Here is a 23,108-nt window from a genome sequence, read left to right on the forward strand (position 1 = left end):
GACGACATACCCAGACCAACGAACCCACGACCAATCGGTCATCACATCAACCGCTCGTCCCACCAAACGAAGCATGTGCGGAGGACGGGTCTAGGCCATCGACAGCCGTCCCGTGCGCTGTGAACGGGCCTCGCCCGCGCGGAGGATGAGCGCGGCAGCCGCCAGGAGCAGGGTGCTCAGGGCGGTGAGCCCGAGGAGTGTCGGGGCGAGGTCCGTCAGCGTGCGGTGTTCCAGGAGGGCTCCGCGGACCGCGATCAGGCTGCCGGTGAGCGGGAAGGCCGCGCCGACGGCCTGGATCGCCGCGGGCAGGGCGAAGTGCGGCAGGCGGACGGCCGAGACGAACCAGAGCGGCTCGTCGAGGATCGTGTACAGGAACGCCGAGTCGCGCGAGAAGACCAGCAGGCTGTTGAGGAACGCACCCCACGCGACCGCCGGGACCAGCAGGGCGAGGAAGACCACCCCGTACATCCACCAGGCCGAGACCGACAGCGCGCCGAAGCCGGTCAGGGCGGCGACGGTGAAGCAGGTGAGCAGCCAGGCGTTCTGGAGGAGGGCGCCCGCCCCGTTGGCGATCATGAGGGTGAGGCGGCCGGCCGGGGAGAGGAAGAGGAGTTCCAGGGTGCCGGTGGAGCGCTCGAAGGAGAAGTGCCAGGCGCTCTGGACGAGGGAGAAGAAGAAGGCGTACGCGAGGGTGCCGGTGGCCAGGAAGGCGAGGAGGCGGTCCGGGTCGGCGGCGAGCGGCCAGTTCGCGGCGGCCGGCGAGGCCGTGGCGACCGGGCGCAGCGTGTAGTAGGTGGTGGCCAGTTGGAGGACGGGCCAGACGAGCATCGAGAAGGCGACGAGCGGCTGGCCGAAGAGGCGGCGGTGCTGCTTCAGCGCCTCCGCCGCGAAGACCCTCAGCGCGTGGTTCATACGAGGGCCTCCTCGCCGGTCTCCGCGAGGGCGAGGATCGCGTCCTCCAGGCTCGCCTCCGCGATCTCCAGGCCCCCGATCGAGCCGCCCGCCTCGACGACGGCCGCCGCGAGGGGGCCTGCCATGTCGCCCGGGTGGCGCAGGGTGATCAGCTCGGCCCCGTCGGGCAGGGGTTCGCGTGCCGCGCCGAAGCGTTCCGCGACCGCGGCGGTCGCCCGGCTCGGGTTGGCCACCGTGAGGCGGATCGTACGGTGGCTGCCGGTGGCCGCCTTGAGCTCCGCCGGGCTGCCCTCCGCGAGGTGGCGGCCCGCGGAGATCACGTACACATGGCCGCAGAGCTCCTCGACCTCGGCGAGGTAGTGGGAGGTGAGGAGGACGCCCGTACCCTCCTCGGCGAGGCGGGCCACGACGCGGCGCAGGTCGCGGGCGATCGGGGCGTCGAGGCCGAGGGTGGGCTCGTCGAGCAGGAGGTAGGCGGGCCGGTTGATCAGCCCGCGGGCGATGGCGAGTCGCTGGGTCATGCCGCGCGAGTACCGCTCGACCATGGTGTCCGCCGCGTCCGACAGGCCGACAAGGCTCAGCAACTCGTCGATCCGGGCGCGCAGTTCGCGCTTCGGGACGTCGTAGAGCTGACCGAAGTACCAGAGGTTCTCCCGGCCGGTCATCCGGGTGTAGACCATGCGCTCGCCGCCCGCGATGAGATTGATGCGGCGGCGGACGGCGCGGGCGTCGGCGACGGTGTCGAGGCCGTCGACCGTGACCTGCCCGGAGGTGGGGCGCAGCAGGGTGGCGAGGATCTTGATGGTCGTGGTCTTGCCGGCGCCGTTGAGGCCGAGGAGGCCGGTGATCCGGCCGGGCGGGATGTCGAGGTCGAGGCCGTCGACCGCCCGCTTGAGCGAGCGGGGACCGAAAAACCCCTTGTCGCGTACGGGGAAGTCCTTGTGCAGCGCGCGCACCTGAATGCCCGTCATGTCAGTAACTCCTCTCTACGGCCCGGGCCTCGGCCCGCGGCAGATACATCAGACCGAGCAGCAGGTACACGGCGCTCACCGCGACGCCCGCCGCCAGCCTCGGCAGGAGGTCGGGCAGCGACTGACCGCCGGTGGTCGCCGCGTGCAGGACGTCCGTCGCCGCGGTCGTCGGGAGCAGTTCGGCGAACCACTGGACGGGCTCGGGCAGGTAGGCGCGGGGGAAGGTGAAGCCGCCGACCAGGCCGAGGACGATGAAGACGGTGTTCTGCGAGATGTGCGCCTCGCCGGCGGCGATCATCAGGCCGCCGAGCCCGACGGACAGCGCGAAGACCGCACCGGCGAGCGCGACGACGCCGAGGAGCAGGCCGGCGGCGGAGGCCACGGGGACGGAGAGGCCGAGCAGGGCCACGAAGACGCCGAGGGCGAGGAACTCGACCAGGCTGCTGAGCACGGCGAAGGCGGTGAAGCCGGCGAGATACGGGAATCGGCCCGCCGGGGCGACGAGGAGGGCGCCGAGCGTGCCCTCCCGCTGCTCGGTGATCAGCGCCTTCGCGGACCAGAGGATGAGGCGGACGGAGAACTGGAAGGCGGTGGCGCCGACGACGATGTAGGCGAGGTAGGCGGTGGTGCCGCTGCCCTCGGCGAAGTCGTCGGCGACGGCCCCGCCGCCGACGACGTGGTAGCCGAGGTACGCCAGCGAGATGGCGAGCGCGGCGGGCAGGACCGTGCCGACAGCGTAGGTCCATGGGTAGGCGCGGCGGGTCATCTGCCAGGTGCGCCAGGCGGTTGCCCGGGCTATGGCCATACGAACGGTCCCCTCCCCTTGCGGATCCGCGGATCCGCATCCGCGGGTCTCTGCGCATCCGCGGATCTCTGTGGATCTCTGCGATCTGCGGGTCTCTGCGAATCTGCGGGTCTCTGCGGACCGCGGATCTCTGTGAATCGATCCCTGCGGATCGACGGACGAGTTCCCTTTCGGAACTTACACTGAGTTTCTATCGGGAACTCACTCGATGGCGCAAGATGGAGCGGTTGCCCGACCGAGGAGGAGCGCATGGTCCGAGCCGTGCCCGAGCGCGACGCCGCCTGCGCGATCGCACACGCCGCCGCCGTCGTCGGCGACTGGTGGAGCCTGCTGCTCGTACGTGAGACGGCGCGCGGCCGGCACCGCTTCGACGAGCTCCAGGGCGAGCTCGGCATCTCCCGCAAGGTCCTCGCCGAGCGCCTGGGGCACCTCGTCGACAGCGGCGTGCTCGACAAGGTGCCGTACCAGGAAGGGCCCGTGCGGTACGAGTACCGGCTCAGCCCGGCCGGGCGCGCCCTGCTGCCCGTCCTGGTCGCGATGCAGGACTGGTCCGACCGCTGGCTGCTCGGCGACGGCACCCTCACCGCCTCGGCCGACGAGGACAGCGCCGAGGCCGTCCGTGTCCACGAGCTGCCCGGCACCCGGCTGCCGCCTCTGACCCTGCCCGCGCACACCGGCGCCGAGCGGGACCCGGTGGACCCGGACGCCACCGCCACCGTGCTCTTCTGCTACCCCGCCACCGGGCGGCCGAGCCCGCTGCCCGAAGGCTGGGGCGACATCCCCGGAGCGATCGGCTGCACCCTGGAGAACCGGCTGTTCAGGGACGCGTACGGAGACTTCACGGCGGCCGGGATCGCCGTCCACGGCGTCTCGACCCAGCGCCCCGACGAGCAGCGGGCCTTCGCCGCCGCCGAGAACATCCCCTTCCCGCTGCTCTCCGACATGGACGCCCGGCTCTCGGCGGCGCTCCGGCTGCCGACCTTCCGCACCGCCGGGCAGGCGCTGCGGCTCAGGCGCGCGGTCCTGGTCGTGGACCGGGAGCGGACCGTACGGCACGCGCGCTTTCCGGTCACGGACATCCCGCACGCCGTCGAGGAAGCGCTCGCGGAGGCGACGAAGCTCTCAGGGTGAGAGGCGCTCCACGCGCCAGTGGGCCTCCCCCGCCACGCCCTCACCCTCGCCGACGCCCTCGCCCTCGCCCTCGCCCTCGCCCTCACCTACGGCGTCGCGCACCGCGGCGCCCACCGCGGCGCCCACGCGGACGTACCGCAGCCGGTCGTGCAGCCGGTTCTCGTGCCCCTGCCAGAACTCCACCGCCTCCGGCACGACCCGGATGCCGCCCCACTCCGGCGGCACCGGTACCTGCTGGTCCACCGGATAGCGCGCCGCCAGCTCCTCGTACCGGGCGAGCAGCTCCTCGCGCGACTCGATCACCGAGGACTGGTGGCTGGCCCAGGCGCCCAGCTGGGAGCCGTGCGGGCGGGTCCGGAAGTACGCGACGGTCTCGTCCCTGCCCGTACGGACCGCGCGGCCCGTGACGATGACCTGGCGGGCCAGCGGGTGCCAGGGGAAGAGCAGCGAGACGTGCGGATTGGCCGCGAGCTCGCCGCCCTTGCGGGAGCCGTAGTTCGTGTAGAAGACGAAGCCGGCCTCGTCGTAGTGCTTCAGGAGCACCGTGCGGGAGGAGGGGCGGCCGTCCGGCGTCGCCGTCGAGACGATCATGGCGTTCGGCTCGTGGATCGCCGGATTCGTGGCGGCGGTCTTGAACCAGCGCGTGAACTGTTCGATCGGTTCGGGGGCGAGGTCGGCCACAGTCAGCTCCGTGGTGCGGTACTGCTCGCGCATGTCGGCGGGATCGAAGGCGTCGGTCACAGGAATCATCCTGCCGCAGAGGCGGAGCCTGCCCGGCATCACGTGCCGCTAATCCTTCCTCGCCGAATCGGCACACTGTGCCGGATGTCACGCTTCCCCGCATCATCGGAACCGTACAGACTCTTGGGCTGGACGACTGTTCATACCCGACCAACAGGCCTTCACCGGCCGACAGGTCCCCCTCAGACCTCCCGGCCCTTCCGACCGGAGGTCCGCCAACCCGCCGGATGATTGATCATCGATTGAGGAGCCGCATGATGTCCGACTTCGTACCCGGGCTCGAGGGAGTCGTCGCGTTCGAGACGGAGATCGCCGAACCGGACAAGGAGGGCGGCGCCCTGCGGTACCGCGGCGTCGACATCGAGGATCTGGTCGGTCACGTCTCGTTCGGCAATGTCTGGGGCCTGCTGGTGGACGGGGCGTTCGACCCCGGTCTGCCGCCGGCCGAGCCGTTCCCGATCCCCGTGCACTCCGGTGACATCCGTGTCGACGTGCAGTCCGCGCTCGCCATGCTCGCCCCGGTCTGGGGTCTCAAGCCGCTGCTCGACATCGACGCCGAGCAGGCCCGCGAGGACCTCGCCCGCGCCGCCGTCATGGCACTGTCGTACGTCGCCCAGTCGGCGCGCGGCCAGGGCCTGCCGATGGTGCCGCAGAGCGAGATCGACAAGGCGCAGTCGGTCGTCGAGCGGTTCATGATCCGGTGGCGTGGCGAGCCGGACCCGCGGCACGTCAAGGCCGTCGACGCGTACTGGACCTCGGCCGCCGAGCACGGCATGAACGCCTCCACGTTCACCGCGCGTGTCATCGCATCGACCGGCGCGGACGTGGCCGCGGCGCTGTCCGGCGCCGTGGGCGCGATGTCCGGCCCGCTGCACGGCGGCGCCCCGTCCCGTGTCCTCGGCATGATCGAGGAGATCGAGCGGACGGGTGACGCCACCGCGTACGTGAAGAAGGCCCTGGACAAGGGCGAGCGCCTGATGGGCTTCGGCCACCGCGTCTACCGCGCCGAGGACCCGCGCGCCCGCGTCCTGCGCCGGACGGCCAAGGAGCTGGCCGCGCCGCGGTTCGAGGTCGCGGAGGCGCTGGAGAAGGCGGCTCTGGAGGAGCTGCACAACCGCCGCCCGGACCGTGTCCTGGCGACGAACGTGGAGTTCTGGGCGGCGATCATGCTGGACTTCGCCGAGGTCCCGGCGCACATGTTCACGTCGATGTTCACCTGCGCGCGTACGGCGGGCTGGTCGGCGCACATCCTGGAGCAGAAGCGCACCGGGCGCCTGGTCCGGCCCTCGGCCCGGTACATCGGCCCGGGCCAGCGCAACCCGCAGGAGATCGCGGGCTACGCCGACATGGCGGCGTACGCGGGCTGAGCCCGCGGAGGCACCGGCACGCTACGGGGCCGGCCCGCACAGCCCGCCCCGCCCGAGCCCGGACCCGCCCCGCGGGCCCGGGCTCGGCCATGCGACGGGCCGGGGCTCGGCCACGCGACGGGCCGGGCCGGGCCGCTCACTCGCGGCCGGAACCCGGAGCGGTCAGGCCCCGGCCGCCGACAACCCGGCGCCGTCAGGACCCGGCCGCCCGTCAGGCCTCGGCCCGCCAGGGCCCCGGCCCCGGTCAGGTCCCGGCGTCGTCAGGAACCGGCCCCCGACAACCCGGCGCCGTCAGGACCCGGCCGCCCGTCAGGCCCCGGCCCCCGCCAGAACCCCGGCCCCGGTCAGGCCCTGGACCCCGACGCCGACCCCGGCCCCGGCCCCGGCCCCCGCCAGAACCCCGGCCCCGGTCAGGCCCTGGACCCCGACGCCGACCCCGACCCCGGCCCCGGCCCCGGTCAGGCTGTTGTGAGGCGGCGGTCCTCGGCGAGTAGGAGATCCGCGTGGTGGCGGGCCGCCGCCAGCGGGTGGGCGCGGAGTTTGCCCTTCAGCTCGTTGCGGCCGTACTCGGCGAACAGCGGGTTCGCCGGGTCGGTCGTGATCCCGGGCGCCGCCGAGGCGTACGGGAAGGGCAGCGGCGCGATCCGGGCGTCGAGCCTCGGGTTGTAGAAGAACGGGACGGAGAAACGCTCCGTCGCGCCGCGCGGGGAGACCACCCGGTGGTTGGTGGCGCGCAGATAGCCGTCGGTCGCCACTTCGAGCAGCTCGCCCAGGTTGACGACGAACGCGCCGGGCAGCGGTGGAACGTCGTGGAAGAGGCCGTCCTCCCGCTCGACCTGGAGACCCCCGACGTGGTCCTGCAGGAGCAGGGTGAGGAAGCCGTAGTCCTTGTGGGCGCCCACGCCCTGGTCGGCGCCGTCCCCGGCGCTTCCCGGGTAGCGCACCAGCTTGAGGTGCGGGTGGGCCCGCGCCCCGAAGATGTCGTCGTAGAAGCCCGTCGGCGCGCCGATCGAGGCCAGCAGCTCGTGCAGCAGCCGCTGGGCGACCGCGCTGAGCCGCTCGACCCAGTTGAGCGCGGCGAGGCGCAGCTCGGGGAGGGCGGCGGGCCACTGGTTCGGGCCCTGGAGCCACCAGTACGGGGCCTCGCCGGGGGCCGGGACGCGCGCGGGGCGCTCGGCGCCGATGTCGAGCTGGTCGCGCCAGTCGCGGGAGCCGCCGGTGCGCTCGTCGCCGATGCGGGTGTAGCCCCGGAAGTGCGGCGAGTTGGTGGTGTCGAGAGCGAGCCGGTCGGCCTCCGGGAGGGCGAAGAACGCCTTCATCGCGGAGGTGAGGGCCGCCGTCTCCGCCACGGTGACGCCGTGCCCGACGAGCTGGAAGAAGCCGACGTCGTGGGCGGCGGAGTGCAGCTGGGCGTGGAGGAGGCGCCGGTCCTGCGGGCCGCGGTCGGCGGCGGAGAGGTCGACGATCGGGAGCTGGGAGCTGTACGGCTGGGTGTGCGACGAGTGCGTCATGGTGTGCGTCCGCGGGGTGTACGGGGGCCCGGGCTCACCGCCGGGGATGGGGCGGGGGCGCGGGTGCCTGAGAAAAAGGGGGCTTCGAGGTCAGGCGGAGCGCCGACAGCCCATGCTCGTGACGCGGACGAAGTCCACGTGGCGGCGGCGTACGAGCGAAAGCATGGAACCAGCGTACTGCGGGGCGGCCGGGAGGTATGTGGCGTGGGTCACGACCGTCTGTGGGTTCGGTCACGGTGTCCGCCGCGCGCGCCGGTGACCCACCGGCCCCGCCCGGCTCGCCGTCCGGCCGCGCGCGCCGGTGACCCACCGACTCCGCCCGGCTCGCCGTCCGCGGGTCGGCGGGCGACCATGGTGGACGGGACCGGTCCGGGGGCCGGACGCGGTGGGAGGCACCCGTGACAGAGACCCGTACGACCGACGTGCTGATCGTCGGCGCCGGCCCCGTGGGGCTGAGCGCCGCCGCGGAGCTGCGCCGGCGCGGCGTGGAGTGCCGGCTCGTCGACCGGCTGCCGGCCCGCCTCCCGTACGCGAAGGCGGTCGGTGTCCAGCCGCGCACACTGGAGATCTGGGACCGGATGGGACTGGCCAGCGCCGTCCTGGAACGCGCCGTCCCGCTGCGCGGCCAGCTCCTCTACGTCAACGGCCGGGAGCAGGCCCGGTTCGAGCTCGCCCTGCCGCCGGACGTCCCGTACCGGTTCGCCGCGCTGCCGCAGTACGAGACGGAGCGGCTCCTGGAGGAGTACGTCGCGGATCTGGGCACGGCCGTCGAGCGCGGCACCGAGCTGCTGTCGTTCGCCCAGGACGCGGACGGGGTGACCGCCCGGCTGCGTACCGCCTCGGGCGCCGACGACGAGCTGCGCGCCCGCTTCCTGATCGGCTGCGACGGCGCGCACAGCACCGTACGCAAGGGGCTCGGCCTCAGCTACGAGGGCGGGGCCTTCCCGGAGGAGTACATGCTCGGCGACGTCGAGACCGACTGGGACCTTCCGTACGGGTACGGCCTGCGGTCCCTGCACCGGGCCGAGGACGGCTCGACGGACGACGTGCTGGTCTGCATCCCGCTGCCGGGGACGCGCCGCTACCGGATGTCGATGACGGTGCCGCCCGAGCTGTCCGCCGACGGCGCTGGAAAGGCGCGGGGCGACGGCGTCGCGCACGGTCTGGAGGGCGGCCGGGTCCCCGAGCTGTCCCACATCCAGGCCGTCGTCGACCGGCTGGCCCCCACCCCGACCCGCCTCTCCACGCTGCGCTGGTCCTCCGTCTTCCGCATCAGCCACCGGATCGTCGACCGGTACGGCGAGGGCCGGGTCTTCGTCGCGGGCGACGCCGCCCACATCCATCCGCCCACCGGCGCCCAGGGCATGAACACCGGCATCCAGGACGCCTGCAACCTGGCCTGGAAGATGGCGCTCGTCGTACGCGGTGAGGCGGGGCTCGCGCTGCTCGCCAGCTACGACGCCGAGCGCCGTCCGGTCGGCGAGGAGGTCGTGGGCCGGACCGTCCGGCACGCGAACCGGGGCATCGAGAGCGACCCCGAGGATCCGGTCACCCTGATGCTCCGGGAGGCCCAACTGCTCGTCTCCTACCGGGACGGTCCGCTCGCCGGCAGCCCCTACGGGCCGGACGACGCGCCGCAGCCCGGCGACCGGGCACCGGACTGCGGCGGCCTGACGCTCCCCCTCGCCACCTACCCGCTGCGGCTCCTCGACGTCCTGCGCGGCCGCACCGGGCACGTCCTGCTGCTCTACGCGGACCAGGCCGCCGATCTGGCCAGGGCCGCCGAGGCGGGCGCCGTGGTCGCCGCGGCCGTCGGCGGGCGGGAGCCTTCGGAGAGCGGCCTCGCGTCGGAAGGCGGCCTGGCCTCGGAGGACGGCCTGGCCCCGGCCGACGGCCTCGCGCCCGGCGGGGGCGGACTGGCGCCGGAGGGCGGGCTCGCGACCGTCGCCGTGCTCGCCCGCGACGCCGACGCCGACGGGGCCGACTCGGGATACCGGGACGCGGCGGGGGAGTTCGCCCGGCTCTACCGGCCCGACGGCCCGACCGGTTTCCTCGTGCGTCCGGACGGGCAGCTCGGCGCCCGTTTCCCGCTCGCCGGTACGGCGGCGGCACTGACCGGCTACCTCGCGGCCCTGTCGGTACCGGCCTGAGTGCCGTACTCCGCGAGCCCGCCGCGGCTGCCGGTACCGCCCCGAGTGCCCGTACTCGGCTGAACCCGCCGCGGCTGCCGGTACCGCCCCGAGTGCCCGTACTCGGCTGAACCCGCCGCAGCTGCCGGTACCGCCCCGAGTGCCCGTACTCGGCTGAACCCGCCGCAGCTGCCGGGCCGGGCCTGAGCCCCGTACTCGGCTGAGCCCGCCGCGGCTGCCGGGCCGGGCTCAGCCCAGGGCCTCGTCCAGGAGCTTCGACCACTGGGCCACCACCCGGTCCCGGCGGGCCCGGTCGTCCGTCAGGAGGGTCGCGAGACCGAGGCCGCGGGCCATGTCGAGGAAGCCCTGGACCGTCTCCCGTACGCCGGGAACCGACTCGTCCGCGGCAAGGAGAGTCACCGCCATGCGGTGGGACTCGCGGCCGACGCGCGCCTCCAGCTCCGTCACGCGCGCGTGGAGCTGCGGTTCGTGGGCCGCCGCCACCCAGAGGTGGAGGGCGGCGCGGAAGAGCGGCCCGGTGAAGAGGTCGACCAGAGCCGACACGGCCTCGCGGCGGTCGCGGGCCGGGAGGGTGCGCAGCGCCTCCGACCGCTCCTCGGCCACGTACTCGACGGCCGCTGTGAAGAGGTCCTCCCGGGTCGGGAAGTGGTGCTGGGCCGCTCCCCGCGAGACTCCCGCCCGCTCGGCGACCACCGCGACGGTGGAGCCCGCCCAGCCGTGTTCGGCCAGGCAGGACACCGCCGCCTCCAGGAGCCGCTGCCGGGTGGCGCGGCTCCTGTCCTGCTTCGGGCCGGTCACAACCGCCATTCGGGGTCCCGTCGTTCGAGGAAGGCCGTCATCCCTTCGCGTGCCTCGGCGGAGGCGAAGAGCGTGGCCGACCTCTGGACCAGGTCCTCCGCTTCGCGTTCGAAGGTTTCCAGGACTTTAGCCGTGACCAGGCGCTTCGACTCGGCCAGCCCCTGCGGGGAGCCCTTGCGCAGCCCGTCGAGGATCGCGTCCAGGGCGTCCTCGCCGGCCGTCACCAGGCCCATCGCCCGGGCCTCCGCCGTCCCGAAGCGCTCCCCGGTGACGTAGTACCGCGCCGCCGCGCGCGGCTCCAGCTTCGGCAGCAGCGTCAGCGAGATGACGGCGGGCGCGACCCCGATCCGTACCTCCGTGAGCGCGAAGTCCGACGCGTCCGAGGCCACCACGATGTCGCACGCCCCGAGGAGGCCGAGGCCGCCCGCCCGGACGTGGCCGCGCACCACGCCCACCACCGGCTTGGGCAGCTCCACCATCCGCCGGAGCAGGTCCACGAAGGCGTACGGGCTCGGCGGGGCCTTCAGGTCCGCGCCCGCGCTGAACGTCGAGCCGGTGTGGGTGAGGACCACCGCCCGTACGGCCGGGTCCCGCCCGCACTCGCCGAGCGCCTCCGCCAGCTCGGCGACCAGGGCCGCCGAGAGCGCGTTGCGGTTCTCCGGCGAGTCCAGCGTCAGTGTGGCGATGCCACGGTCCAGCTTCATGCGTCGTCCCTCAGCTCGGTCACTCGCGGTCCCTCAGCTCACGACGCAGGATCTTCCCCGACGCGGCGCGCGGCACTCCGTCGATGAACTCCACGCGCCTGATCTTCTTGTACGGGGAGACCTTTCCGGCCACGTACGCCATGACGTCCTCGGCGCTCAGCTCCGGCGCGGTCGGCTGCCGGACGACGTACGCCTTGGGGATCTCCGTGCCGTCCTCGTCGGTGACGCCGATCACGGCCGCGTCGGCGATGCCCTCGTGGGTGAGCAGCAGGGCCTCGAGTTCGGCCGGAGCGACCTGGAAGCCCTTGTACTTGATGAGTTCCTTGACCCGGTCGACGACGAACAGCCAGCCGTCCTCGTCGACGCGGCCGATGTCCCCGGTGTGGACCCAGCCGTCGGCGTCGATCATCGCGGCGGTGGCGTCGGGTCGTCCGAGGTACCCCTTCATGACCTGCGGGCCCCGGATGGCGACCTCGCCCTCGGCCCCCGGCTCGGCGTCCTTCGACGGGTCGTCGAGGGACAGGATCCGCATCTCGGTGGAGGGCAGCAGCCTGCCGACGGCGCCGGGCGGAGGGCTGACCGCGTCGAGGGGCACGACGTGCGTGCCGGGCGACAGCTCGGTCATCCCGTACGCCTGGCGGACGGGCGGCAGCCCGAGCCGGGCCGAGCAGGCCTCGGCGAGGGAGGCGTCGAGCGGTGCGGCGGCGCTGACGATGTACTCCAGGGAGGAGAGGTCGTGGTCGGCGACGGCCGGGTGCTTGGCGAGCGCGAGGACGATCGGCGGGGCGACGTACAGGCCGTTGATGCGGTGCTTCTCGATCGCCGAGAGGAACTGGTCGAGGTCGAAGCGGGGCAGGACGACGACGGTCGCGCCCTGCCGCAGGGGCGCGTTCATCAGGGCCGTGAGGCCGTAGATGTGGAAGAACGGGAGGACCGCGAGGATGCGGTCGCCGGGGCCCATGGGGACGAGGGGGTCGAGCTGGGCGAGGTTGGTGGCGATCGAGGTGTGGGTGAGCATCACGCCCTTGGGGACTCCGGTGGTGCCGGAGGAGTAGGGCAGGGCGGCGACGTCCTCGTCGGGGTCGAAGGCGATGTCCGGTTCGGGGGCGGTGGTGGCCGCCATCGACTGGAGGGAGCGGATCCCCTCACCCTCGGGCGCCTGGTCGCAGACGAATATCTCCTCGATTCCGCCGGCGAGTTCGGCGGCCCGGCGGGCCGGGGCGAGCAGCGGGGAGACGGTGACGATCCAGCGCGCGGAGGAGTCCTGGAGCTGCTTGGCGAACTCCTCCGGCGTGGCGAGCGGGTGGACGGTGGTGACGGACGCCCCGGCGCGGGTGGCCGCGTAGAAGGCGACGGGGAACAGGACGGTGTTGGGGCTGTGCAGGGCGACGACGTCCCCCTTGCGGACCCCGGCCTCGGCGAGACCGGCGGCGACGCGCCGGTGGAGGGCGTCGACCTGGACGTGGGTGAGGGTCGTCCCGCCCACCCCGTCGATCAGGGCCGGCGCGTCCCCGAACTCGGCGGACCGGCCGAGGACGGCCTCGTGGATGGGGAGGGAAACGGTGGAGACGGCCTCGTACTCGCTGTGGAACACCATGCGGGCCCCCTGGAGAGGTGGAAGGTGGTCGCCAGGATCGCGTGTGCCGGTACGGCTTGGGGAGACCTTGTCAGCACTCCGGGGAAACAATCAAGCACGCCTGCATGATTCTTGGGAGGGGGAACGCTCCCCCTCCCGGCCCACGTCAGGCTCGGGAGGGTGCGGTTTGGTCGTGTCAGAATGCGGAGTTCAGCCGGCGACGCGGTTGCTCGCGCGGTCAAGCCAGGCAGTCTGCGACCCAGGGCCCACAGTCAGGCCGAACCGCTCGAAGGCGGGTCGCCCCTGCTCCACCCACCAGGTGTGCGCGGCCTCGGTCTCGTCCCACAGTCGGCGAGGGCCGGATTGCACGACCTCGAACTCGTCGGCGTCCGACTCGAAGTCGGCCGAAGCCCACGACTCTCCGTCGGTGGCATACGTCCAGAGCGTGTAGCCGCCGTCGTCGTAGCGCTCGACCGTCCAGAAGGCGCCCGGCACTCGCAGGCCGATCACGAACTGTTCGAGCCACCCACCCACCTCGGCGGGCGACAGAGTCGTCGTGCTCTTCACGCCGCCTGCGGGCCATTCTCGGCCCTTGAGGTACGCGTCGTGGCCGGGGAGGTCGGGGCGCTGCTGCCGGAGCCGCATGAAGGCACTGGAGCGCGTGAAGTGCCCACTTGCCGTGCCGTCCTCGCCCGCTACCAGGCGCACGATGGCTTCACCGCCGTACTCCGTCCCCCATGGGGCGACGATCACCCCGCCCGTCACAGTCTGTTCGATCCACGGGTAGGGCAGATCCCCCACAGAGCATGTGGCGATGACCCTGTCGTACGGAGCGCTACCTGTGTACCCGCGTCGGCCGTCGCCCACGATGACCAACGGTGCAAGGCCGGCGGTCCGCAGGTGTTCGGCTGCTCCTTTGGACACCTCGGGGTCGAACTCGATGCTCACGACGTTCTCGCTGCCGAGCCTGTACGCGAGCAGCGCAGCGTTCCATCCGGTGCCTGTGCCGATCTCCAGGACGCGGTGACCGTCCCGGACGTCCAGGTCGCCGAGCATCCCGAAGACCATGGACGGTTTCGAGTTGGAGCTCGACGGGCGCGTGCCGAGGCCGTCGCCCGTGTGCTTGCCGTCGTCCCACTGTGTGGTGAGCGGGATGTCGGAGTACACGGCCTTGAACCAGGCACGGAAGTCTGCGGCGCGGTCCACGAGCGGGGTCTGCCGGGTGCCGTCCGGAATGCCCGGCCAGATCCGGTCAGGTACGAACAGCTCTCGGGGTACGGCCTTGAACGTGGGCAGCCAGTCGGATTCCAGAGCGCCCGAGGCAACGAGCGCGGAGGCGAGCCCCGAAGGGCCCACCTCCTCTGTGCGCGCGATCACGGGGGCCGCTACTTCTTCGCCGGGCCGGAGCCGTCGGAGGAGTTCCCGCCGCTCGTCTCCGAGCCGCCGCCACCGTGCCCGCGGCCGCTGCTGCCGTCGTCCTGCTGGCTGCCGCCCGTACCGCTTCCGCTACCGCCGCCGTGCTTCGGCATGTGCTACTCCTTTGGTTGGTCGGTGTCGTGCTCCGTACGGCCATCCCCGAAACGGGGTAGCCGAGTTCCCTCGCCCGGACTCGAACCGGGGTCACCGGCAACGGCAGCTGGAGAACGACGGCTGCTGTCGTTGCCGGGCTCTTCCTGACTGAGCTACGAGGGGGTACTTCCGTCGGCGAGCGAGGCCGGTCCAGGGGGTGCGGAGCCATAGGGCGGTGCCGAGGGCTCCGATGGCTACTACCGTGAGGAAGAGCGCGAGGGACGAGGCACGAATCGCGGCGGCGCGGTGCTGATCACCCTCAGGGCTCCCCGTGGCCTCAATGCCTCGCGCTCCGCCGGGCTTGCCGTCCAACACTCCTCGGCCAGTGCCTCCCACTCGTAGCCCCCCGGCCGGGCCAGCGTCAGCACGTTTTGGTGGACGTCGCGCACCTGGCCCGTCAGGGCCCGCGCTCCATCCGTTACGACGTCGCCCTTCGCGTACCTCACTGGGACCGCCGGGCAGCCCGCAGGACCGCCGTCAGCCGCTTCGCGCCGCTCATGGTCAGCGAGCCGAGGACGTACACGGGCACGTCCCCCCTGTGGGTCGGCTGTACGTCGCGGTGCAGGCCACGCGTGGGAAACCCGGCGTCCTCCATCGCGTCACGGAGCGCAAGGAACACCTCACCTGCTTCGGACTCGGATACGGGGCGAATCGGCGGCGCGGTCGTCGGCGTGCTCATAGTTGCTCGCTTCCTGACAGGCTGTCTTCGTGTCGGTGTGACCAGTCAACAACTCTTCGTGAACACGAACTTGCACATGCCTTGCACAAAGCGCGTGCGGGTGTGCACGTCGCCCGTGAGCATGGGACGTGAACTAGTCCCGATGGGGTAGAAGGGTTCGCATGAGTACGACCGGCGAACTTGCACCGGGCACGAATCTCGCCCTGATCCGCAAAGAGCGCGGCCTTTCTCAGGCGCAGCTCGCACGAGTGGCCAACGTGTCCGTGTCCCTGCTGTCGAAGATCGAGGTAGGCGACCGAACCCTCACCCCTGCGGTCGCTGCCACGATCGGTAAGGCGCTGGGCCTGCCCATGGGCGAGGTTCTCGGGAAAGCGCGGGTCGCGAAGGACGACGAGGCTCGGCTCGCGGACCTACGCGCCGCTGTACGGGACTATGACCTCCCGAGGCGCAGGCAAGTCGATGAGGCGGCCATCCGCGCCGCTGTAGACGTTGTCCGTGACCATCGTGACGCCGCCCACGTGCGACAGGTGCTCTCTCTGCTACCGGGGCTGCTGCGGGACGCCACAACCCACGCCCATGCCTCGAATACGGCCGATGCTTGGATGACCCTGTCTGAGGCGTACAGCTCCGTGTACTGGCTCGCCGCCCGGCACAGGTGGATGGACATGGCGGAACTGGCCGTCACCCGCCAGAGGTGGGCCGTCGAGCAGCAGCCCAACCCCCTTGGGGAAGCCATCGCCGCACGAGACCGAGCAGGCGCCTACCTGAACGGCGGCGACGCCGAGGGCGGGCTCGTGATCGTCGACCGGGCCATCGCGCGGGCCGAAACGGCGCTCTCCGGGCAGGATCGCGCTTTCGCCGTAGGAGTGCTGAACCTGCGGGGAATGACCCTCGCCGGCCGACTCGACGACAACGAGGAGGGTGCACGAGAGGCCGAACGACACATCGACTCTGCGCAGCGGGCAGCCGACGAGTGGTTCAGCGGCGGAGACGCGAACCGGCACTCGATGATCTTCGGGCCTCAGAACACCGCGACACACGTCCTTGCGACGCGGCTCGACCTTGGCCGGCCACGCGAAGCCCTTGCAGTAGCAGAGACCCTTGATGCTGCTCTCGTCGGACTACCGGCGACGCGAGTTGCTCCGTCCAAGTTGAACCTCGCCCGCGCTCACCTCGACCTAGGCAACCGCGAGGCGGCCCTCCGTAACCTGTCGGAGGCGTGGGAGGTCGCTCCCCAGATGGCGCGAATTCACCCGATGGCGCGAGAGGTCTTTCGCGTACTGGCATCTCTGCATCGGCGGAGCAATCCCGAACTACTCCGCCTATCACAGATGTCGGGAATGCCGCTCTGACGAGGGGGGACGACGGCCCGGCCCCGTCTGCCGTCAGCTGGGCGAGGTACGCGTGTCCGGCCGGACGATCGGACGACCCGGCAGCCGGGCAGCCGGGCCGGTGAAAGGTTGTACGCGGAGGATCTTCTTTTCCGATCACCCGGGGCCTTAGGCTCCCCATGCTCCGGGGCGTCTGCGTGACACCTCCTTCGGCGGTTCCGCGCCGCCCCTTGCGCCTTGTGCCCCGCTTCCACGACACCGTCCCAGGAGGGACTTTGCACCACACGCACCACCGTCGCCGCGCGCATCGGCTGGCGGCCTGCACCGCTCTCGCGCTCGGCATGGGCCTGATCCCCGCCGGTCCGGTCTTCGCCGGTCCGGTCTCCGCCGCCGTCGCGGCCCCCCTCGCGGACTCCCCCGCGGCCCAGGCCTCCACCGCCACCGGCGCGAAGCCCCGGTTCGACCGGGACGGCGACGGCCGGAGCGACCGGCTCCACCGCTCGGCCGCCACCGGCAAGCTGACGGTGGTCCTGTCGTCAACGGGCACCAGCGCACCGTTCTCGATCGGCGCCAACGACCTCCAGGGTGCCGTCCCCAAGGAGATCCTGTCGGCGGACGACCTGTGGGGCACCGACGCCCCGGAACTGCTGACGCTCCACTCCGACGGCGCGCTCCAAATGCACTCCACCGTGAGCCCCACCTCCACCGACAAGGCGCTCGTCTGGCAGGGAGGCGGCTGGCACATCTACAACAAGGTCCTCGCCCCCGGGGACCTGACCAAGGACGGATTCCAGGACCTGCTGGCCCGTACCCCGGACGGCACGCTCTACCTGTACGCGGCGAAGGGCACCGCCTTCGACTACACGGGGCCGTTCAAGACGCGCGTCAAGGTCGGCGGCGGCTGGCAGATCTACGACCAGCTCGTCGGCGCCAACGACCTCGACGGCGACTCGATCGCCGACCTCGTCGCCAGGACACTGGCGGGTGATCTCTACTTTTACAAGGGCACCGGCTCCGCCACCGCCCCGTTCAAGGCCCGCGTCAGGATCGGCGGCGGCTGGAACACGTACAACCAGATCATCGGCGTGGACGACCTCGACGGCGACCGCAAGGCCGACCTGCTGGCCCGCACCTACGGTGGCGCCTTCTACCGGTATCTCTCCACCGGCGGCGGGAAGTTCGCCACGCGGACGTACATCGGCGGTGGCGGCCAGAACCTCTCGTACCACCTCGGCCAGGGTGGCGTACCGGCGTACGGCAAGCACAACCTGCTCGCCGTCGACAAGGCGGGCACCGCCTTCACCTACGGGACGCAGGCCGACGGCAAGTTCGCCGCGCGCCGACAGTACGGCGGGACCGGCGAGCACGTCCACGACGTATGGCGGCTGACCAACGGCTACGGGCTCGACGAGGCCGACCAGGCCGTCGTGCTGACCGCCTACAACCCCGGCCTGTCGAGCGACCGCGGCGACGTCTCCGACAGCCCGGACTTCTACGGCAAGTACGCCGAGACGGTGTCGCCGGGCGACGTCACCAACGACGGCAAGGGCGACATCATCGGCCTCGACGCGTGGGGCAACCTGTTCCTCCACGCGGGCCTGAAGTACCGGGTGCCGCCCCGCGTCTCCGACACGGCCGTGAAGGTCGGCACGGGCTGGCACGCGGAGCTGCTGGTCGCCCCCGGGGACGTCACCGGTGACGGCCGCCCCGACCTGATCACCCGGTACGACAACCGCCTGTACGTGCACGCCGGCACCGGCTCGGCCAAGACGCCCTTCGCCGCGCGCGTCCTGATCGGCGCGGGGTGGAGCACGTACGAGCACCTCGCCGCGCCCGGTGACATGAACGGCGACGGCCGGGCCGACCTGGTCGGCGTCACCCCCGGCGGCGACGTGTACCGCTACGCGGCCACCGGCCTCGGCGGCACCGCCACGTTCACCGCCCGCGTCAAGATCGCCACGGGCTGGAAGTACGACCACGTCAGCTGACGCCGGTTCGCTCAGGGGCCTCTGCCTGGCCGCTCCGGCCCGGGCAGAGGCACTCCGCCCGGGCCGGCACGGCACCATCGTGCCGGCCGGCGCGGGCACGCGGCGGATCAGTAGGACTTGGGAAGCCCCAGGGACTGGTGGGACACGTAGTTGAGGATCATCTCCCGGCTGACGGGGGCGATCCGGGCGACGCGGGAGGCGGCGATCAGGCGGGCGAGGCCGAACTCGCGGGTGAGGCCGTTGCCGCCGAGGGTGTGGACGGACTGGTCGACGGCCTTCACGCAGGCCTCTCCGGCGGCGTACTTGGCCATGTTGGCGGCCTCGCCCGCTCCGATGTCGTCGCCCGCGTCGTACAGGGCGGCGGCCTTCTGCATCATCAGCCGGGCCAGCTCCAGCTCGATGTGGGCCTGGGCGAGAGGGTGGGCGATGGCCTGGTGGGCGCCGATGGGGGCCTTCCAGACCGTGCGCTCCTTGGCGTACTTCACGGCCTGGGCGAGGGCGTAGCGGCCCATGCCGATCGCGAACGCCGCTGTCATGATGCGCTCCGGGTTGAGCCCGGCGAAGAGCTGGAGCAGGCCGGCGTCCTCTCCCCCACAGCCTTCGGTGTGGGAGGTGCCCCCACCCACCAGGGCTTCGGCGGGAAGGTGGACGTCGTCGAGGGTCAGCTCGAACTGCTTCTCGTTCGCGTCGAGTTCCATCTCGATCTGCCGCCGATGGAAGCCGGGGGCGTCCCGGTCCACGACGAAGAGGCAGGGCTTGAGGTTGCCCGTCCGGGCGTCCGAGGTCCTGCCGACGATCAGGGTCGCGTCGGCGATGTCGACGCCCGACACGAACACCTTGCGGCCGTTGAGGACCCAGCCGTCCTCGGTCTTCGTGGCCGTGGTCGTGATCCGGTGGGAGTTGGAGCCGGCGTCGGGCTCGGTGATGCCGAAGGCCATGGTGCGCGAGCCGTCGGCCAGGCCCGGCAGCCAGGCCCGCTTCTGCTCCTCCGTGCCGAAGCGGGCGATGACCGTGCCGCAGATGGCGGGCGAGACGACCATCATCAGGAGCGGGGCGCCGGCGGCCCCCGCCTCCTCCAGGACGATCGACAGCTCGGTCATGCCGCCGCCCCCGCCGCCGTACTCCTCGGGCAGGTTCACCCCCAGGTAGCCGAGCTTGCCCGCCTCCGCCCAGAGCGCGGCCCGGTCGAAGCCGGGACCGTGGCGGTGTCCGAGCGCCGAGACGGCGGCCCGGAGCGCGGTGAGCTCTTGGCTTTCGATCATGGTGCTCATACGGTCTGGTCCTCCTGTGCTTCGGTCTGTACGGACTGCTGTACGACGGCGAGCAGGGCACCGACCTCGACCTGGCGGCCGGGGGCGGCGTGGAGCGCGGTGAGCGTGCCGGAGGCCGGAGCGACGACGCGGTGCTCCATCTTCATGGCCTCCAGCCAGAGGAGCGGCTGCCCGGCGGTGACGCGTGCGCCGGGCGCGAGGCCGTCGGCGACGCGGACGACGGTGCCGGGCATGGGGGCGAGCAGGGAGCCGGGCTCACGCTGCTCGGTGGGGTCGGGGTAGCGGGGCACGGCGGTGAGCCGGTGCGGGCCGACGTACACGGTGTCGCCGTGCCGGGAGACCTCGAAGTCACGTACGACACCGTCGACTTCGAGCCGTACACGATCGGCGGTCACGCGCACGGCCCGGACGCCGTCGGGGGCGGTGACGGTGTACCCCTCCCGGGTGGGCCGGTAGCGGACCTCGTGCTCGCCGTACACGGCGGTCTGGTCCTGCGAGCGCACGTTCCGCCAACCGCCGCCGAACCGGCCCCGGTCGGCGGCGGCCTGCGCGAGCGCGGCGGCGACGGCCGCGTACGCCTCGCCGGGCGGGGCCTGGGTGAGCGCGTCGAGGTTCCGCTCGTAGAACCCGGTGCCGAGACGGGCGGGGTCGCCGAACTCCGGATGCCGCAGGCTCGCGACCAGCAGGTCGCGGTTGGTCACGGGCCCGTGGATCCGGGCCCGCTCCAGCGCGTGGGCGAGCTTGCGGACGGCCTCGGCGCGGGTCGCCGCGTGGACGACGACCTTGGCGAGCATGGCGTCGTAGTGCACGCCGACGCTGTCCCCGGAGACGTAACCGGTGTCGACACGGGGGCCCGCGCGGAACTCCAGGGCGTGCACCACGCCCACCTGGGGCGTCCAGCCCGACGCCGGGTCCTCCGCGTAGAGGCGGGCCTCGATCGCGTGGCCCGACGCGACGGGCGGCTCCGGGGCCAGTGGCCGGCCCTCCGCGACGGCGATCTGGAGGCCCACCAGGTCCACGCCGTGGACCTCCTCCGTCACCGGGTGCTCCACCTGGAGGCGGGTGTTCATCTCCAGGAAGTGCGCCTTGGGGGTCCCCCCTGCTCGAGCGGAGCCGAGAGTCCGGGGGACGTCCGCGACCAGGAACTCGACCGTGCCCGCGCCGACGTAGCCGACCGCCTTCGCCGCCGACACCGAACGGTCGTACAGCTCCGCGAGCAGCGACGGCGGCAGACCCGGCGCCGGGGCCTCCTCGATCACCTTCTGGTGGCGGCGCTGGAGCGAGCAGTCGCGGGTGCCGAGCGCCCACACCGTGCCGTGCGTGTCGGCGAGGATCTGCACCTCCACATGGCGGCCGTTCTCCACGTACGGCTCGACGAACACCTCGCCGTCCCCGAAGGCGCTCGCCGCCTCCGCCGAGGCGGCCGCCATCTCCCCCTCCAGGGCGGCCAGTTCGCGGACGACCCGCATGCCGCGCCCGCCGCCGCCCGCCGCCGCCTTCACCAGGACCGGCAGGTCCTCCTCGGTGACGTCCACCAGGGGCTCGACACCGAGGAGTTCCTTCGCCCGGGTCTTCGAGGCCATCGCCTCGATCGCCTCCGGCGGAGGGCCGATCCACACCAGGCCTGCGTCGAGGACCGCGCGCGCGAACTCCGCGTTCTCCGACAGGAAGCCGTACCCGGGGTGCACCGCGTCCGCGCCCGCCGCGAGCGCCGCCTTCACCACCAGGTCCCCGCGCAGATAGGTCTCGGCGGGCGTCGCCCCCGGCAGCCGTACGGCCGCGTCGGCCTCCCGTACGTGCAGGGCGGAGGCGTCCGCGTCCGAGTACACGGCGACCGTCCCGACGCCCAGCTCCCGGCAGGTGCGGAACACCCGGCAGGCGATCTCGCCCCGGTTGGCGACCAGCAGCCTGGAGATCATCACTCGCCTCACATTCGGAAGACGCCGAAGCCGCCGCGCGCGCCCTCGACCGGTGCCGTGTGGATCGCGGACAGGCACAGCCCGAGGACCGTGCGGGTGTCGCGGGGGTCGATGACGCCGTCGTCGTACAGCCGCCCCGACAGGAACATCGGCAGCGACTCCGACTCGATCTGCGCCTCGACCATCGCGCGCAGCCCCGCGTCCGCCTCGTCGTCGTACGGCTGTCCCTTCGCGGCGGCGCTCGCCCGCGCGACGATGGAGAGCACGCCCGCCAGCTGCTGCGGGCCCATGACGGCCGACTTGGCGCTCGGCCAGGCGAAGAGGAAACGCGGGTCGTAGGCCCGGCCGCACATGCCGTAGTGCCCGGCGCCGTAGGACGCCCCCATCAGGACGGACAGGTGCGGGACCTTCGAGTTCGACACCGCGTTGATCATCATCGCGCCGTGCTTGATGATGCCGCCCTGCTCGTACTCCCTGCCGACCATGTAGCCGGTGGTGTTGTGCAGGAAGACCAGCGGGATGTCGCGCTGGTTGGCCAGCTGGATGAACTGCGCCGCCTTCTGGGACTCCGCGCTGAACAGCACGCCCTGTGCGTTCGCCAGGATGCCCACCGGATAGCCGTGCAGCTGCGCCCAGCCCGTCACCAGGCTCGGCCCGTACAGCGGCTTGAACTCGTCGAAGTCGGAGCCGTCGACGATCCGCGCGATCACCTCGCGCGGGTCGAACGGGGTCTTCAGGTCCCCCGGCACGATCCCGAGCAGTTCGTCCTCGTCGTACTTCGGGGGCTCCGCGAGGGCCGGATCGGCGTGCGCCTTGCGGTGGTTGAGGCGCGCGACGATCCGCCGGGCCTGGCGCAGGGCGTCGACCTCGTCGACGGCGTAGTGGTCGGCGAGTCCCGAGGTGCGGGCGTGCATCTCGGCGCCCCCGAGCGACTCGTCGTCGCTCTCCTCGCCCGTGGCCATCTTCACCAGCGGCGGACCGCCGAGGAAGACCTTCGACCGCTCCTTGATCATCACGGTGTGGTCGGACATCCCGGGGACGTACGCCCCGCCTGCCGTGGAGTTGCCGAAGACCACGGCGATCGTCGGGATGCCGGCGGCGGAGAGCCGGGTCAGGTCGCGGAAGAGCGCGCCCCCTGGGATGAAGATCTCCTTCTGGGACGGCAGATCGGCGCCGCCGGACTCGACGAGTGAGATGACCGGGAGCCGGTTGGCGTACGCGATCTCGTTGGCGCGCAGGGCCTTCTTCAGCGTCCACGGGTTCGAGGCGCCGCCGCGCACGGTCGGGTCGTTGGCGGTGATCAGGCACTCGACGCCCTCGACGACACCGATGCCGGTGACGATCGACGCGCCGACCGGATAGTCGCTGCCCCAGGCGGCGAGCGGGGACAGCTCCAGGAACGGGCTGTCGGGGTCGACGAGCAGCTCGATCCGCTCGCGGGCGAGCAGCTTGCCGCGCGCCCGGTGCCGTGCGGTGTACTTCTCGCCGCCGCCGGCGAGCGCCTTGGCGTGCTCGGTGTCGAGTGCGGCCAGCTTGTCGAGCATGGCGGCACGGTGGGCCGCGTAGTCGGGTCCGCCCGTGTCGAGGGCGGAGGCGAGGACGGTCACAGCAGTTCCTCCGGGACGGTCACAGGAGTTCCTCCGGGGCGGTCAAAGGAGTTCCTCCGGGCGGTCGCAGCAGTTCCT

General features: G+C 72.3%; 19 protein-coding genes and 1 tRNA gene. 5 read left to right on the forward strand and 15 right to left on the reverse strand.

Annotation, left to right across the window (positions count from 1 at the left end):
* Positions 1–90: 90 nt before the first annotated feature.
* From ACFUJR_RS01835 to ACFUJR_RS01845, 3 genes are read right to left on the reverse strand one after another with little or no spacing between them, the layout of a single operon-like run.
* On the reverse strand, positions 91–912 hold the full coding sequence (locus ACFUJR_RS01835; protein WP_383171044.1) for an ABC transporter permease: 822 nt from the start codon (positions 910–912) through the stop codon (positions 91–93).
* A complete protein-coding gene (locus tag ACFUJR_RS01840; protein ID WP_383171047.1) occupies positions 909–1,883 on the reverse strand; it encodes an ABC transporter ATP-binding protein in 975 nt (324 codons plus the stop codon). The genes ACFUJR_RS01835 and ACFUJR_RS01840 overlap by 4 nt, the downstream gene beginning before the upstream one ends.
* A 1-nt stretch (position 1,884) precedes the next feature.
* Complete coding sequence (locus ACFUJR_RS01845; protein ID WP_383171050.1) at positions 1,885–2,688, reverse strand: ABC transporter permease; 804 nt, start codon at positions 2,686–2,688, stop codon at positions 1,885–1,887.
* 249 nt (positions 2,689–2,937) lie between these two features.
* Between ACFUJR_RS01845 and ACFUJR_RS01850 the strand changes: the two genes are divergently transcribed.
* Entirely contained in the window at positions 2,938–3,819 is an 882-nt protein-coding gene (locus ACFUJR_RS01850) for a winged helix-turn-helix transcriptional regulator (protein ID WP_383171053.1), read from the forward strand.
* On the opposite strand, the gene pdxH is transcribed toward ACFUJR_RS01850, so the two are convergent.
* Positions 3,811–4,533: a pyridoxamine 5'-phosphate oxidase gene (gene pdxH, locus ACFUJR_RS01855; protein ID WP_383171120.1), complete on the reverse strand. Its 723-nt coding sequence runs from the start codon at positions 4,531–4,533 to the stop codon at positions 3,811–3,813. The two genes, ACFUJR_RS01850 and pdxH, sit on opposite strands and share 9 nt — an antisense overlap.
* 284 nt (positions 4,534–4,817) lie before the next feature.
* Here pdxH and ACFUJR_RS01860 point away from each other — a divergent pair, with 284 nt between their 5' ends.
* Complete coding sequence (locus tag ACFUJR_RS01860; protein ID WP_383171123.1) at positions 4,818–5,927, forward strand: citrate synthase 2; 1,110 nt, start codon at positions 4,818–4,820, stop codon at positions 5,925–5,927.
* A gap of 458 nt (positions 5,928–6,385) precedes the next feature.
* Here ACFUJR_RS01860 and ACFUJR_RS01865 read toward each other — a convergent pair whose 3' ends face one another.
* A complete protein-coding gene (locus tag ACFUJR_RS01865; protein WP_383171055.1) occupies positions 6,386–7,438 on the reverse strand; it encodes an isopenicillin N synthase family dioxygenase in 1,053 nt (350 codons plus the stop codon).
* Between the two features lie 398 nt (positions 7,439–7,836).
* On the opposite strand from ACFUJR_RS01865, the gene ACFUJR_RS01870 reads away from it, so the two are divergent.
* Positions 7,837–9,588 (forward strand): FAD-dependent monooxygenase, encoded by a 1,752-nt coding sequence (locus ACFUJR_RS01870; RefSeq protein ID WP_383171057.1) that lies wholly within the window; start codon positions 7,837–7,839, stop codon positions 9,586–9,588.
* Between the two features lie 228 nt (positions 9,589–9,816).
* On the opposite strand, the gene ACFUJR_RS01875 is transcribed toward ACFUJR_RS01870, so the two are convergent.
* The 7 genes from ACFUJR_RS01875 to ACFUJR_RS01905 all read right to left on the reverse strand — a co-directional run bounded on the left by ACFUJR_RS01875 (position 9,817) and on the right by ACFUJR_RS01905 (position 14,914).
* Complete coding sequence (locus tag ACFUJR_RS01875; RefSeq protein ID WP_383171060.1) at positions 9,817–10,395, reverse strand: TetR/AcrR family transcriptional regulator; 579 nt, start codon at positions 10,393–10,395, stop codon at positions 9,817–9,819.
* Positions 10,383–11,090, reverse strand: coding sequence for an enoyl-CoA hydratase family protein (locus tag ACFUJR_RS01880; protein ID WP_383171063.1), 708 nt, complete (start codon positions 11,088–11,090; stop codon positions 10,383–10,385). Before ACFUJR_RS01880 ends, ACFUJR_RS01875 begins: the two co-directional genes overlap by 13 nt.
* A 19-nt stretch (positions 11,091–11,109) precedes the next feature.
* Positions 11,110–12,687 carry a 4-coumarate--CoA ligase family protein gene (locus ACFUJR_RS01885; protein WP_383171065.1) on the reverse strand — a complete coding sequence of 526 codons (1,578 nt, stop codon included), beginning with the start codon at positions 12,685–12,687 and terminating at the stop codon, positions 11,110–11,112.
* Positions 12,688–12,876: 189 nt separating this feature from the next.
* On the reverse strand, positions 12,877–14,043 hold the full coding sequence (locus tag ACFUJR_RS01890; protein WP_383171068.1) for a methyltransferase domain-containing protein: 1,167 nt from the start codon (positions 14,041–14,043) through the stop codon (positions 12,877–12,879).
* A gap of 8 nt (positions 14,044–14,051) precedes the next feature.
* Positions 14,052–14,195: a hypothetical protein gene (locus tag ACFUJR_RS01895; RefSeq protein WP_383171071.1), complete on the reverse strand. Its 144-nt coding sequence runs from the start codon at positions 14,193–14,195 to the stop codon at positions 14,052–14,054.
* 65 nt (positions 14,196–14,260) lie between these two features.
* Positions 14,261–14,358, reverse strand: a tRNA-OTHER gene (locus ACFUJR_RS01900).
* A 319-nt stretch (positions 14,359–14,677) separates the two neighbouring features.
* Positions 14,678–14,914 carry a hypothetical protein gene (locus ACFUJR_RS01905; RefSeq protein ID WP_383171074.1) on the reverse strand — a complete coding sequence of 79 codons (237 nt, stop codon included), beginning with the start codon at positions 14,912–14,914 and terminating at the stop codon, positions 14,678–14,680.
* A gap of 161 nt (positions 14,915–15,075) precedes the next feature.
* Here ACFUJR_RS01905 and ACFUJR_RS01910 point away from each other — a divergent pair, with 161 nt between their 5' ends.
* Entirely contained in the window at positions 15,076–16,266 is a 1,191-nt protein-coding gene (locus tag ACFUJR_RS01910) for a helix-turn-helix domain-containing protein (RefSeq protein WP_383171076.1), read from the forward strand.
* Between the two features lie 254 nt (positions 16,267–16,520).
* Positions 16,521–18,233, forward strand: coding sequence for an FG-GAP repeat domain-containing protein (locus ACFUJR_RS01915; RefSeq protein WP_383171079.1), 1,713 nt, complete (start codon positions 16,521–16,523; stop codon positions 18,231–18,233).
* A gap of 107 nt (positions 18,234–18,340) precedes the next feature.
* On the opposite strand, the gene ACFUJR_RS01920 is transcribed toward ACFUJR_RS01915, so the two are convergent.
* Genes ACFUJR_RS01920 through ACFUJR_RS01930 form a run of 3 tightly spaced genes read right to left on the reverse strand, consistent with a single transcriptional unit; the run spans position 18,341 to position 23,030 of the window.
* On the reverse strand, positions 18,341–19,504 hold the full coding sequence (locus ACFUJR_RS01920) for an acyl-CoA dehydrogenase family protein (protein WP_383171082.1): 1,164 nt from the start codon (positions 19,502–19,504) through the stop codon (positions 18,341–18,343).
* Positions 19,501–21,423 (reverse strand): biotin carboxylase N-terminal domain-containing protein, encoded by a 1,923-nt coding sequence (locus ACFUJR_RS01925; protein ID WP_383171085.1) that lies wholly within the window; start codon positions 21,421–21,423, stop codon positions 19,501–19,503. Before ACFUJR_RS01925 ends, ACFUJR_RS01920 begins: the two co-directional genes overlap by 4 nt.
* An 8-nt stretch (positions 21,424–21,431) precedes the next feature.
* Complete coding sequence (locus tag ACFUJR_RS01930) at positions 21,432–23,030, reverse strand: acyl-CoA carboxylase subunit beta (protein WP_383171088.1); 1,599 nt, start codon at positions 23,028–23,030, stop codon at positions 21,432–21,434.
* Between the last annotated feature and the right edge of the window lie 78 nt (positions 23,031–23,108).

It is taken from the genome of Streptomyces sp. NPDC057271 (assembly GCF_042668715.1).
GTDB lineage: Bacteria > Actinomycetota > Actinomycetes > Streptomycetales > Streptomycetaceae > Streptomyces.